The organism is Streptococcus sp. HMSC073A12, assembly GCF_001812815.1.
Lineage (GTDB): Bacteria > Bacillota > Bacilli > Lactobacillales > Streptococcaceae > Streptococcus > Streptococcus vaginalis.
In genome coordinates this window covers 11646-25185 of record NZ_KV810554.1, presented here as the reverse complement: position 1 = coordinate 25185, position 13540 = coordinate 11646, and the positions used below count along the sequence as shown (strand labels likewise).

General features: G+C 41.6%; 12 protein-coding genes and 1 pseudogene. 1 reads left to right on the top strand and 12 read right to left on the bottom strand.

From position 1 onward, the window contains the following. Positions 1 to 15: 15 nt before the first annotated feature. The 12 genes and pseudogenes from rplM to pnp all read right to left on the bottom strand — a co-directional run bounded on the left by rplM (position 16) and on the right by pnp (position 11268). On the bottom strand, positions 16 to 462 hold the full coding sequence (gene rplM / locus HMPREF2876_RS07760; RefSeq protein WP_003026230.1) for a 50S ribosomal protein L13: 447 nt from the start codon (positions 460 to 462) through the stop codon (positions 16 to 18). 181 nt (positions 463 to 643) lie between these two features. Next, positions 644 to 1513, bottom strand: coding sequence for a DegV family protein (locus tag HMPREF2876_RS07755; RefSeq protein WP_070241991.1), 870 nt, complete (start codon positions 1511 to 1513; stop codon positions 644 to 646). After that, positions 1503 to 2023, bottom strand: a pseudogene (locus tag HMPREF2876_RS07750) (NYN domain-containing protein). The gene HMPREF2876_RS07755 and the pseudogene HMPREF2876_RS07750 overlap by 11 nt, the downstream one beginning before the upstream one ends. After that, entirely contained in the window at positions 2020 to 2748 is a 729-nt protein-coding gene (gene rlmB / locus HMPREF2876_RS07745) for a 23S rRNA (guanosine(2251)-2'-O)-methyltransferase RlmB (protein ID WP_070584609.1), read from the bottom strand. Before rlmB ends, HMPREF2876_RS07750 begins: the two are co-directional and overlap by 4 nt. Before the next feature lie 145 nt (positions 2749 to 2893). Further along, positions 2894 to 4024, bottom strand: coding sequence for an ABC transporter ATP-binding protein (locus HMPREF2876_RS07740; RefSeq protein ID WP_003026236.1), 1131 nt, complete (start codon positions 4022 to 4024; stop codon positions 2894 to 2896). A 110-nt stretch (positions 4025 to 4134) separates the two neighbouring features. Beyond that, on the bottom strand, positions 4135 to 5007 hold the full coding sequence (locus HMPREF2876_RS07735; RefSeq protein WP_024052736.1) for a helix-turn-helix domain-containing protein: 873 nt from the start codon (positions 5005 to 5007) through the stop codon (positions 4135 to 4137). Further along, complete coding sequence (locus HMPREF2876_RS07730) at positions 4994 to 5398, bottom strand: Mini-ribonuclease 3 (protein ID WP_024052737.1); 405 nt, start codon at positions 5396 to 5398, stop codon at positions 4994 to 4996. Before HMPREF2876_RS07730 ends, HMPREF2876_RS07735 begins: the two co-directional genes overlap by 14 nt. Then, positions 5391 to 6734, bottom strand: coding sequence for a cysteine--tRNA ligase (cysS, locus tag HMPREF2876_RS07725; protein ID WP_024052738.1), 1344 nt, complete (start codon positions 6732 to 6734; stop codon positions 5391 to 5393). Before cysS ends, HMPREF2876_RS07730 begins: the two co-directional genes overlap by 8 nt. A 43-nt stretch (positions 6735 to 6777) precedes the next feature. Next, complete coding sequence (locus HMPREF2876_RS07720) at positions 6778 to 7539, bottom strand: nucleoside phosphorylase (protein ID WP_070584607.1); 762 nt, start codon at positions 7537 to 7539, stop codon at positions 6778 to 6780. 4 nt (positions 7540 to 7543) lie between these two features. After that, entirely contained in the window at positions 7544 to 8410 is an 867-nt protein-coding gene (locus tag HMPREF2876_RS07715) for a GNAT family N-acetyltransferase (RefSeq protein ID WP_024052740.1), read from the bottom strand. Between the two features lie 11 nt (positions 8411 to 8421). Next, on the bottom strand, positions 8422 to 9039 hold the full coding sequence (gene cysE / locus HMPREF2876_RS07710) for a serine O-acetyltransferase (protein ID WP_024052741.1): 618 nt from the start codon (positions 9037 to 9039) through the stop codon (positions 8422 to 8424). A 15-nt stretch (positions 9040 to 9054) separates the two neighbouring features. Next, the gene (pnp, locus tag HMPREF2876_RS07705) at positions 9055 to 11268 is read right to left on the bottom strand and encodes a polyribonucleotide nucleotidyltransferase (RefSeq protein WP_070241994.1); all 2214 of its coding nucleotides are present in this window, start codon (positions 11266 to 11268) and stop codon (positions 9055 to 9057) included. A gap of 426 nt (positions 11269 to 11694) precedes the next feature. Here pnp and pepF point away from each other — a divergent pair, with 426 nt between their 5' ends. Further along, the gene (gene pepF / locus HMPREF2876_RS07700) at positions 11695 to 13494 is read left to right on the top strand and encodes an oligoendopeptidase F (RefSeq protein WP_024052743.1); all 1800 of its coding nucleotides are present in this window, start codon (positions 11695 to 11697) and stop codon (positions 13492 to 13494) included. Positions 13495 to 13540 lie beyond the last annotated feature (46 nt).

Sequence of the window (13540 nt, the reverse complement as noted above, 5' to 3'; positions counted from 1 at the left end):
TATTTGTTCCTTTCCTTAGATAAGTCCTGAAATATCAAGAACTTCTGGTTGTTGTGCAGCGTGCGTGTGTTCAGCGCCTACAAATACTTTCAATTTCATACCTTGAGCACGGCCAAGAGTATTATGTGGAAGCATACCTTTAACTGATTTTTCGATCAAACGAACAGCGTTCTTAGAACGGAGTTCACCAGCAGTGATTGATTTCAATCCACCTGGGTACATTGAGTGAGTGTAGTAAACTTTATCAGTTGCCTTTTTACCAGTTAATTTTACTTTTTCAGCATTGATAACGATCACAAAGTCACCTGTATCAGTATGAGGTGTGAAAGTTGGTTTATTTTTTCCACGAAGTACGCTTGCTACAACAGCAGAAAGGCGTCCAAGAGGTACATCAGTAGCGTCTACTACATACCATTTACGTTCAACTTCACCTGGCTTAGCCATGTATGTTGTTTTGTTCATGATTTCTCCTATATGAATATCGTTTTTGTTTACAAGGCGGATGTTCCGGTCCGCAAGTTATTTGGAAGGTTCCGGGGCCTTACAAATGGGGTAAACAATACCGTTTACTATCATACCAAATTTTAGGGGTAAAAGTCAATATATTTGATAAATTATTTATGAAAGAACGGTTTCATTTCGCTTAATCTTGATTTTCATGGGCAATACTGAATAGCCCCAAAGTTCCAGGACCCGTGTGAGTGGAAATGACTGGTCCTAATGGTAAAATTAAAACTTCATTGACTTGCTCAGAGGCAAGAAGCTGATTTTTTAAGACTTGAGCCACCTCTTGGCTGTCTGCTCCTGCATAGGCAATTACCACGCGCGGATCGGCAATATCTTCCAAGGTCATGCGCACCACCTCAGTCTGAGCCTTTTTCTTCCCACGGACTTTAGCCACAGAATCTAGCCTTCCATCTCCCTTAACTGCAATGACTGGCTTAATATTGACTAAACTTCCCATGAGAGCTGCGGTCTTTGAAATTCGTCCACCACGCATAAGATGATTTAGGTCATCTACTAGAAAATACGTTTTCACTTTTGGAACTAAAGATTTTATTAAGGCTACTACTTGTTCCAAACTTTGACCGGCAGCTTTCGCTTCCACCGCTTTCATCACCAGAATACCTTCTCCCATAGATGCCGCCTTGGTATCAATAATCCGGATAACTGCTTTTGGAAAATCTTCCAAAACCATATCCCGTGCCATAACCGCACTTTGGTAAGTTCCTGACAAGACTGAAGCAAACGCAATATAAAGAACTGGCATGCCGACCTCAGCATAGCGACGAAAGATATCTTCAAACTGACCGACATTGATTTGGCTGGTTGTTGGTTGGCTCCCTGCTTCCATTTTAGAGAGGAGCTGCTCACTCGTCAGTTTCTTATCCCCGACCGTTTCATAAGTTGTCCCGTCCAACTGAATAGTCAAACCAAGGATTTGAACATCATTTTTCAAAGCCCAGCTTTCTGGAAGATCTGTGGTTGAATCAGTTACAATTTTAAAAGTCATCTTTCTTTTTCTCCATCATTTTCTGTAAATCGCGCAAGGTTGGATTGTCCATAGGACGCAAAGGTGGTTTTCCCATTTTAAGCTGTTGGCTCATTTGATTGAGATTTGACTTTGTAACAGCTACTCGCTTTTCTAGTTCACGAGTCGAAACACGCAAAGCCCCTTAAAGACAGTCCACTGCTCATTTAAGTCGCTCGTTGCCACAGATACCTGATTTCTAGGATTGTTGAGATCAGTTGCCAAACGCTCAATGTAATCGTCTGCTGTTTCTTCTTCCTCAGTGAACACAACCGTAACATTGAATTCATCATAAGTCTGGCGAACTCCCGGCATATACTGCGCATCAAACACACAGATAATTTCCAACTGTTCAAAACTGGCGTAATTACTGAGTTTGTTAAGCAGAATGGTTCGTGCTGCATCTAATTCCCCTTTGTTAAAGAGAGAACGAGTCTCTTGCCAAAAAGCCACCATATTATAGCCATCTACTAATAAAATTTTCCGTTTCATAGGCGATTTCTAAATACTTCATACATGAGAATAGCCGCCGCCACACTAGCATTAAGGCTCTGCACATGTCCATTCATAGGAATGGTAAGCATTTCATCAACTCGCTTTTTAATATTAGCAGAAATGCCCTTGCCTTCATTGCCGATAATCAGAGCCAGTTTACCTGCCGTATTCCACTTAGTCGAAGGGGTGCCATTCATATCTGTGCCAAAAATCCAAAAACCTGCATGTTTTAGTTTATCCAGAGCTTGGCTAAGATTGGTCACACGAGCAATAGGAATATGCTCCACCGCACCAGTAGAGGTCTTGGCGACGACCGGCGTGACACCAACCGCTCGATGCTTAGGAATAATGACACCTGTAACATTTGTCGCATCAGCCGTCCGTAAAATAGAGCCTAAATTATGCGGATCTGTTAGACCATCTAAAATGAGCAAGAGAGGATTGTCTTCCTGAGTTGCCATTTTCAACATCGCCTCAAAATCCGTATAAGCAAATTCTGAAACACGCAAGACAAAACCTTGATGAACGGCACCGTCTGTCATTTCCTGTAGTGTTTTTTTACTAGTCCAAGAAATGGAAACCTTTTTTTCTGCTGCCAAATCTTTCATCTTAGCAACATTTTTTCCACGTAGGTCATCTTGAATATAGAGTTTATTTCCAGTATTGGTCATGAGAGCTTCCGTCACAGTATGTACGCCGTAAACAATATCGTTATTTTCCATAACTTTAGTATAACATAAAATTTAAAATGCTTCTTCTTATTTATAAATCACCTTATAGTTAACTTCTATAAAAAAAACGCAGGAGTCTTGCATCAAACAAGGCATCCTGCATTTTCTTATTAATTTATTCTAGAGGCGTTGTAAATTAGTAAACTGTCTTTTCTGTTTCTGGATCAAAGAAGTGTGCTTTGTTCAAGTCAAAGCCAAGGTCAATACCTGCTCCAGCTTTGAGGTAATCACGAGCGTCTACTTTGGCAATAAATTCATTATCTGCAATTTGGCAATACAAGTGAGATTCAGAACCAAGCAATTCAGATACAGAAATTTTAGCATGTACAACTGAATCTGGGAAGGTTTCAAGGAAAGCAGCTTCTGTATTGATGTCTTCTGGACGAATACCAAAAATGAGTTTCTTGCCTTCATAGCCTTTTTCACGAAGTACCTTCAAGGCACCTTCTGGTACTTTCAGAGAAAGGTCTTGTGCTACAATTTCATCACCTTTCAAAGTTACATTGATGAAGTTCATCGCTGGGCTTCCGATAAAGCCTGCAACAAATTTATTGACTGGGTTTTTGTAAACTTCTTGTGGGGTACCGATTTGTTCTATACGTCCAATTGTCCCCGTTCCTGAAGGATTCTTTGTTGCAGACATGATAACGATACGATCAGCCAAAGTCATTGCTTCTGTTTGGTCATGGGTAACATAGATAGTGGTTGCCCCAATACGACGGTGGATTTTAGCGATTTCTGCACGCATAGATACCCGCAATTTCGCATCCAAGTTAGAAAGTGGTTCGTCCATAAGGAATACTTTTGCATCACGAACAATAGCACGTCCCATGGCTACACGTTGACGTTGACCACCTGAAAGGTCAGCTGGTTTACGATCCAAGAATTCTTTCAAACCAAGAATGTCCGCTGCTTCATTTACACGTTTTTCAATATCATCCTTGCTGTATTTACGAAGCTTCAAACCAAAAGCCATATTGTCGTGCACGGTCATATGTGGATACAAAGCATAGTTTTGGAAAACCATAGCAATATCACGGTCTTTTGGCGCTACGTCGTTCACCACGCGCCCGTCAATTGAACATTCACCTTCTGTAATATCTTCAAGACCAGCAATCATACGAAGTGTAGTAGATTTCCCACAGCCTGAAGGTCCTACGAAAACGATAAATTCTTTATCTTTAATATTCAAGTTGAAATCTTCTACAGAGTAGTGTTCGCTGTTTGGATATTTTTTGTAAATGTTTTTTAAATTTAATTCTACCATAAGATGGAACTCCTTTGTTATTATGATTTTATTATATATGAAAACGCTTCATTATCCTATGGCAAAGTGAACAAAATAAAAAAAATGTTTTGTGCAGGATGCACAAAACATTACACTAAATCATTGATGACAATATGGTAACACAGGGTCAAATCTGTCAGGTCTTTTAGCTGTAAGCCCGTCAGTTCTTCCCATTTATCAATGTGATATTGCAATGTGTTCCGATGAATATACAACTGCTGGGCAGCTTTTGTCACAACCGCCGTATTTTCCCACAAAGCAGCGATAATATCAATGAGCTGTTCCTGACTTTCAATCAATTGGTGAAGTTTCTTTGTTAAAATTGGCAATATGAAATCGTTTTGGCTAATCCCCCACAAAAAGAGTTGAGAAAAAGAATGCACATTGGAATGCTGAGCCTGTTCCCACCACTTGGAAAAAAGGGTATTCTCTGCTTGAAATAGCTCAGGATAGTTTTCCTCAAAAATGCGAGTCCAAATCTGTCCGATTTGAATTGTCAGAGTTAAGCTAAAGTCATATTCGATAGCCGATAAAGTATCACGGAGAACATCTTTTACAGGGACTAATTGCGTTTGATCCAGCACAAAGATGTAATCCTGAGAGGACAGCTGAAAATCTGCTATTCTATTAGGCAGTATGGTTCGCATCATTTCCAACCAAGACCCAATTGTTTCATTTTCATAATGGAATAAATGACAATGGACGAACTGTAGCTTTTGAACGTTTTGAGGCATTTTGCCACGGTTATGAACCAAATAATCATACCAAGGTCCACCATCAAATGCAGAGTCTTTCCCAGTCAGTAAAGAAATAAGTTCTTGCTCTCGCTCTGTCAGACTGCTTTTTTTTAATAACAACCATTGCTTACTTGAAATGGGAATTGCCACTTCATTTTCGTTTGCATTTGGATTGGATTGAAGGCTACCTTGAGGGAACCATTCTAAAAGATTAGTTTTTACCATGCTGTGCGCCCTCCACTCTCACAATACACCAATCAATCAGCTCTTCTAAACGCTTGATTTGATCGGTCATGTGTAAATATCCCAGAACAGCTTCAAAACCTGTCGACATGCGATAGGTCACAATATCAGCATTTTTAGCCTTTGTATGGCTGTTGGCATTGCGCCCGCGCTTGTAGATTTCTTCTTCCTTTTCTGTCAGAATTTTTTCTTCCAACATTTGAGAAATGAGGTTAGCTTGCGCACGAGCCGACACATACTTGGTTGCTTCTCTGTGTAGCTGGTTCGGTTTTGTCAAGCCTTGGAAAATCAAGTGACGGCGGATATAAGTTGAGTAGATAGCATCGCCTTCAAAAGCCAAGGCAATACCATTTATAAGATTGACATCAATCACGGATCCACCTCACTCCGTCCTTGGTATCTAAAAGCTTGATCCCTTTAGCTGCCAATTCATCACGGATTTTATCAGCTGTTGCAAAGTCCTTGGCAACACGCGCAGCTTGGCGCTGCTCAATCAAGGCTTCAATATCCGCATCCAGTACTTCTGCTGTAAAGACAATACCAAAAACTTGCAGAAGCTCAGCAAAAGCTGTTTTTACTTCTTGACTGTAATGACCAGAATTGATCCACTTAGCCAGTTCAAAAACAACTGTAATCCCATTTGCTGCATTGAAATCTTCGTCCATAGCAGCTGTAAATTTATCCAGAAAAACCTGCAATTCTGTCAAATTGACCGTTCCCGTAAAGGGTTGCTCGTAAGTATTTTTCAGATATTTTAGATTCACTTCCGCATCGTGGACGGCTTTTTCTGTGAAATTGATAGGTTTGCGGTAATGCTGAGTTGCAAAAAAGAAACGCAGTACCTGTCCGTCAATGGTTTTAAGGGCATCGTGAACGGTAATGAAATTCCCCAGAGACTTAGACATCTTGACATCATCAATATTGACAAAGCCATTGTGCATCCAGTAGTTGGCAAAAGTCTTTCCAGTTTTAGCTTCTGATTGAGCGATTTCATTGGTATGGTGCGGAAATTCTAAATCAGCTCCGCCACCGTGAATATCAATCGTATCTCCCAGAATTTCTGTCGCCATGACGGAGCATTCGATATGCCAGCCTGGACGACCAGGTCCCCATGGGCTGTCCCAGAAGATTTCACCGGGCTTAGCAGCCTTCCAAAGAGCAAAGTCCACTGGATTTTCCTTGCGGGTGGTCTCCTCATCTGTCCGACCAGAAGCTCCAAGCTCTAAGTCTGCTAGACTTTTATTGGCTAACTTAGCGTAATTAGAGGACTTTTCAACCCGAAAGTAAACATCCCCCTCTGACTCATAGGCAAATCCTTTGTCCACCAAGACCTGTACAAAATCAATGATGTCCATCATGTAGTCCACTACGCGCGGGTGTTGGGTAGCTGGTTGAACCCCCAGCGTCGTCACATCCTCACGAAAGGCAGCGATGTACTTGTCCGCAACCTCCTGAGGCGTAATGCCTTCTTCCTTGGCGCGATTGATAATCTTGTCATCCACATCCGTAAAGTTGGAAATATAGGCAACCTCATAACCACGGTACTCAAAGTAGCGACGAATAGTATCAAAGGCTACTGTTGAACGGGCATTCCCCACGTGGATATAGTTGTACACAGTTGGCCCACAGACATACATCTTAACCTTATCGTCCTCAATCGGGACAAATTCTCGCAAATCACGGAACATGGTGTCATAGATTTTAATCACTCACTGTCTCCTTTCTGTTTCTTGTTTATCGTAAAGAGTCATTTCAATCCAACTCTCTAGCAATTACTAATGCTATCTCAAAGAAAGTCATAGCATTTGCTTTTCTGTCTTCGTATCTTGCATCCCACTCATGATTGTGATGGTCAACATAATCAGCCGTATAAAAAAATTGATAAACTTTTGCTTGTCGAAATTGTGCCCAAGCCATGATTGCTGAGGCTTCCATATCCACAACAGTCGCACCTGCTGCTAATCTGCGTTTGACCTTATCGGCTGTTTCACGATAGAAAGCATCTGTGGTCCAAGCCTTTGTTCGAATGTGCTCAATGCAAGATTTATTCAAAGCTTCTTCCATGGTTAAAAGCAAAGTTTCGTCATAAGCTATCTCATCACTTGCAGGAGCGTAATGATAACTTGTACCTTCATCACGTAGAGCTGAACTTGGTAGAATAATCTTATCTGCCTGAATAGACTGATCTAGAACTCCGCAAGAACCCAAAACAATAAAGTTCTTAAATCCTCTTGCTTTGAGTTCTTCTAAGAGTCCAACAAACATCGGGACTCCAATCGTAGCTATAGCAACGGCTACCTTACTCCCATTTTTTTCATAGATATACCATGGAAGTCTGCCATTTAGATTGGTTAGATAGCCACCTTCATAAACATCTTCAAACTTCTTTACTCGTTCAACGATTTCTCCATTAAAAGATAAAATAATCGTGTCACAGATTTCTCCACCACCACGAATACTTCGATCAGTTGGTTCGATAACAGCAGGTACATTTTCGAATTCTTCTAATAGCATTTTTCTACTCTTTCTCATTCAAATAAACTACCTGTGTCTGTTTGACAAAGCCGATTTTTTCATACAAGCGTTTGGCACCTACGTTGCAGTCCTCTACTGCAATCTGAAATTCCTTATCATTTTGCTCGATCAGTTGGTTGACAAGGGATTTAGCTAAGTAGCTTCCATAGCCTTTTCCACGTTCAAGTTCCGATATTGCTAAACCGTAGAAATAATTCGTATCAGTCGATAAATCTACCGTGCAAGTTCCAATAACCTGACCGTCTTTTAATAAAATATATAGGCGACTTTCTGGATCCTTCAGAGCTTCAGCGACATATCTATCCACAACTTCTCTCGATTCATGTTCCTCTGAAAATGCCTGAAATTTTAACTGGCTAATTTGCTCCTGATACGAACTATCTGCTAACAAAACTTCAAGATTAGAAACAGTTACTAACGGATAAGGTCTTCTATCCTTACCTAACCAGGTTTCTGTCTCTTCTTCCTCGACCAATCCCCAGTTGCTGACAAAATCAGGATAACGCTCTAGAAAAATACGTTCTGTCTGAAAAGTAACTGAATGAATAGGGAAAGGAGCCGTTTCTTTCTCAAAACTCGTAAACAAAGCACGCGCAATTCCCTGACGGCGATGATTTGGATGAACCAGTATCGTCACTTCCACATCTTGGTCATCAGCATAGACAGTTAATAGACCAACAAGTTCGCCTTTTTCATAATAAAGGAAAAAGGCGGGCATGTTGGGGTCAAAATTAAGCATGTTAGAAAGATAGGGATCACGATAAGTTCCATCATAGGCTTGGCAACAGTTAATTAGTTTTTTCGCCTCAGATAACTCCTCTTTGCTCAACTTATTTCTTGCTTGAATCATATAGGTATCCTCTACAAACCAGACGATCTGCGGCTGGCTTCTCTAGCCTGCTCGAGTTTATTGACGTAGTACTCCCGTTTTTCTTCGACTTCATGGATGATAGGCTCATCCTTCCGTCCATGAACTCGGACGATCTTAGCCGGAATACCGACAACTGTTACATCACTAGGTACGTCTGCCACGACTACTGCAGCTGCACCAACCTTGGCATTTTCACCGATTTCTACCGGTCCGATGACTTGGGCATGGGCTGATATGAGAGCTCCTTTACGCACAGTCGGATGGCGTTTGCCAACATCCTTCCCTGTTCCACCAAGAGTCACTCCGTGATAGAGAAGAACGCCTTTTTCAACAATCGCTGTCTCTCCAATCACCAGACCTGAGCCATGGTCGATAAAAACACCTGAGTCAATCTGGGCACCCGGATGAATCTCGATTTGGGTCCAAAAACGCCAAAACTGACTGTGCATCCGAGCCAGGAGTTTGAAGCCGTGCTTCCATAGAAAATGCGAGAGACGGTGGGCAGCTAAGACCTTGACACCTGGATAAGTCAGCAAAACTTCCAAACTGTTGCGTGCCGCTGGATCATTTTCTTTTACAATATCAATGGTTTCGCGCCACCATCCCATACATTTCTCCTTTTCTTATTCTGAATCTTTTGGTGTTTCTGTAAATTCTTTCTTAGGTTTGTGGCCCTTATGGTGACGTGGACGGTGAGGTCGCTCAGACTTTTCACCTTTTTCATCATGCTCAGGTTTTGGAGAACGAGGAAGAAGAGCTTTCATAGAGGCATCAATACGGCCTTTTTCATCAATCTTGATGATTTTGACATCTACTTCATCACCAAGTTGTACCAAATCTTCAACCTTATTAGTATGCGTCCAAGCCATTTCTGAGATGTGCACCAAGGCATCTGTCTTGTCAAAGAGATTGACAAAAGCACCGAATTTCTCAATCCGAACCACTTTGGCATGATAAACTTCATCTACTTTTGCTTCACGCACAAGAGCTGCAATGATTTCTTTGGCACGGTTAATCGCATCTTGATCGCTAGAGTAAATAGCAACATTTCCTTCTTCGTCAATGTCAATCTTGACACCTGTTTCTGCGATAATCTTGTCAATCGTTTCACCGCCTTTACCGATGACAATCTTAATTTTATCAACATCAATCTTGATGGTATCAATTTTTGGAGCGGTTGGAGCGAGTTCTGGACGAGGAGCTGGAATTGTACGTTCAATCAAATCTAAAATTTCAAAACGTGCTTTTTTAGCTTGAGCCAATGCTTCTTGCAAGATTTCAGCAGTAATTCCTTCAATCTTAATATCCATTTGAAGAGCAGTAATTCCTTCACGTGTACCAGCCACCTTGAAATCCATATCTCCGAAATGATCTTCTAAGCCTTGAATATCTGTTAAAATCGTGTAATTGCTACCATCTGAAATGAGCCCCATAGCAATTCCGGCTACAGGTGCTTTAATTGGTACCCCACCGGCCATGAGAGCAAGTGTCCCAGCACAAATCGAGGCCTGTGAAGAGGAACCATTTGACTCAAGAACTTCTGCTACCAAACGGATTGCATAAGGGAAATCTTCTAGACTAGGGAGAACTTGCGCAAGTGCACGTTCACCAAGTGCTCCATGACCGATTTCACGACGACCTGGTGCACCATAACGACCCGTTTCTCCTACAGAGTATTGTGGAAAGTTGTAGTGGTGCATAAAGCGTTTCTTGTATTCTGGATCCAAACCGTCAACGATTTGTGTTTCGCCCATTGGTGCCAAGGTCAAAACAGATAAAGCCTGAGTTTGCCCACGAGTAAAGAGACCAGAACCATGCACACGTGGTAGGTAGTCAATTTCAGCATCTAGTGGACGAATTTCATCAACCTTACGACCGTCAGGACGCACCTTGTCTTCTGTAATCAAACGGCGCACTTCAGCATGTTCCATTTGTTCCAAGATTTCAGCCACATCACGCATGATGCGTTCATATTCTTCATGGTCTGCATATTTTTCTTCGCAAACTGCTGTTACTTGGTCTTTAACTGCTTGAGTTGCAGCTTCACGAGCCAATTTTTCTTCCACTTGAACCGCTTTTTGGAGGTCGCTGTTGTAGGCTGCGATGATTTCAGCCTGTAATTCAGTGTCCACATGAAGCAATTCTACTTCTGCTTTTTCTTTACCAACTGCAGCAACGATTTCTTCTTGGAAGGCAATCAATTCTTTGACTGCTTCGTGCCCTTTGAGAAGAGCTTCCAACATGATTTCTTCTGACAATTCTTTGGCACCAGACTCTACCATGTTGATCGCTTCTTTAGTTCCTGCAACAGTTAATTCCAATAACGAAGCTTCTTTTTGTTCTTGACTTGGATTGATAACCAATTCTCCATTAATATAGCCAACTTGTACACCAGCAATTGGTCCGTTAAAAGGAATATCTGAGATTGATAACGCAAGAGATGAACCAAACATAGCTGCCATAGGTGCTGAAGCATCCGCATCATAAGAAAGAACGGTATTGATAACCTGAACTTCATTGCGGAAACCTTCCGCAAACATGGGACGAATGGGACGGTCGATTAAGCGAGCGGTCAAAGTCGCGTCCGTTGAAGGGCGTCCTTCGCGCTTGTTAAAGCCACCAGGGTATTTCCCAGCTGCGTACATCTTTTCTTCATAATTGACTTGAAGCGGGAAGAAATCGCCAGTCGCCATTTTCTTTGACATAACGGCTGCTGTCAGAACGGTACTTTCACCATAGCGCACCACTACGCTACCATTCGCTTGCTTCGCCACTTGTCCAGTTTCAACCACTAATTCTTTGCCAGCAAAAGTGGTTTTAAATACTTGCTTTGTCATATATATTCCTCGTTGAGCTTATACTCAATTTCTAATTTTTTTATACGTCTTGCCTACAAAGATCAAGATACAAAGCATTAAAATTGATTGGTACTTAGTACCTAATAAGTTTACGCTAATCGCTAAATGCCTTGCTAAGTCAAAGCCTCTTGCCAAATAATACCGATTTAACAAGTTCCTGTCGCAAATCTCGTTAAGCGCTCACAATATTCATCTGCTGTACTTTTGAAATAAACAAGGATTGTCCCTAATAAGCCTTTAAATCCTCATCTTTGTATCAAGCACGTATAAACTTTATTTTATCATATTTTACACCAAAAGAAAAAGCCTTAAAATAGCTTTTTAACAAGAATTTTTGAAATGTTATCTATTATTCTTATTTTCTGCTATACTAGAAGAAAGTTAATGACAAGGAGAAATAGATTTATGGTTGAACAAAAACAACGTTCTGAATTTCCAGAAAAGGAGCTGTGGGACTTAACAGCCCTCTATCAAGACCGAGAGGATTTCTTGCGGGCGATTGAAAAAACGCGTGAGGACATTAACCAATTCACACGTGATTATAAGGATAACCTCCATACTTTTGAGGATTTTGAAAAGGCTTTTGCTGAATTGGAGCAAATCTACATTCAAAGAAGCCATATTGGCAACTACAGCTTTATGCCGCAAACAACGGACTACAGTGATGAAAGCTTTGCACAGATTGCGCAAGCTGGTACAGATTTTGAAACAGAAGCCAGCGTTGCGCTTAGCTTCTTTGACGCAGCTTTGGTAAATGCCAATGAAAAAGTACTCGACCGTCTCGGACAACTACCGCATTTGACTGCTGCAATTCGTCAAGCAAAAATTCAAAAAGCTCACTATTTAGGTGCCGATGTCGAAAAGGCTCTGACAAATCTCAGTGAAGTTTTTTACAGCCCACAAGACATTTACACCAAAATGAGGGCAGGTGATTTTGCCATGGAGGATTTTGAAGTAGACGGAAAAGTTTATAAGAATAGCTTTATCAGCTACGAAAATTTCTACCAAAATCACGAAAATGCTCAAGTCCGTGAAAAGTCTTTCCGGTCTTTCTCAGCTGGACTTCGCAAACATCAACATACTGCTGCTGCAGCTTATCTGGCTCAAGTGAAATCTGAAAAGCTGATTGCTGATATGCGGGGGTATGACTCTGTTTTTGACTATCTTTTGGCTGAGCAAGAGGTAGACCGTTCTATGTTTGACCGGCAAATTGACCTCATCATGACAGAATTCGCCCCTGTTGCACAAAAGTTTCTCAAACACGTTGCTAAAATCAACGGTCTTGAAAAAATGACCTTTGCAGATTGGAAATTGGACTTGGACAGCGCACTTAATCCTGATGTCACTATTGATGACGCTTACGAACTAGTAATGAAGTCCGTTGCTCCACTTGGAGAAGAATACACGTGCGAAATTGCCAATTATCAAAAAGAGCGCTGGGTGGATTTTGCAGCTAATGCCGGCAAGGACTCCGGAGGCTATGCAACTGACCCTTATCGTGTGCACCCGTACGTTCTCATGAGCTGGACAGGCCGTATGAGTGATGTGTATACTCTGATTCATGAAATTGGCCACTCTGGTCAGTTCATCTTCTCTGACAATAGTCAAAGCTATTTCAATACCCACATGTCTACCTATTACGTAGAAGCTCCTTCTACCTTCAACGAACTCTTACTTAGCGACTATTTGGAACATCAATTTGACAATCCACGCCAAAAACGCTTTGCTCTTGCGCATCGCTTAACTGACACCTACTTCCATAACTTCATCACTCACCTCCTGGAAGCAGCTTTCCAACGCCGTGTTTACAATCTGATTGAAGCCGGCGAAACCTTTGGTGCTGCTAAACTGAACAGTATTATGAAAGAAGTTCTGACCGAATTCTGGGGGGAAGCGGTGGAAATTGATGACGATGCTGCACTTACTTGGATGCGCCAAAGTCACTATTACATGGGACTGTACAGTTATACCTATTCTGCAGGTCTCGTTATCTCAACTGCTGGTTATCTTCATTTGAAAAATTCTGAAAATGGAGCCCGCGATTGGCTCAACTTCCTCAAATCCGGCGGAAGCACAACGCCTCTTGAATCTGCTCGCATCATTGGCGCGGATATCTCTACTGATAAACCACTCCGTGATACCATTCAATTCCTGTCGGACACAGTTGATCAGATTATTGCATACAGCGAAGAATTGGAAGAATAACAGAAACTATTCAAAAGGGAGTGGGACAAAAATCGGTAATTTCGAA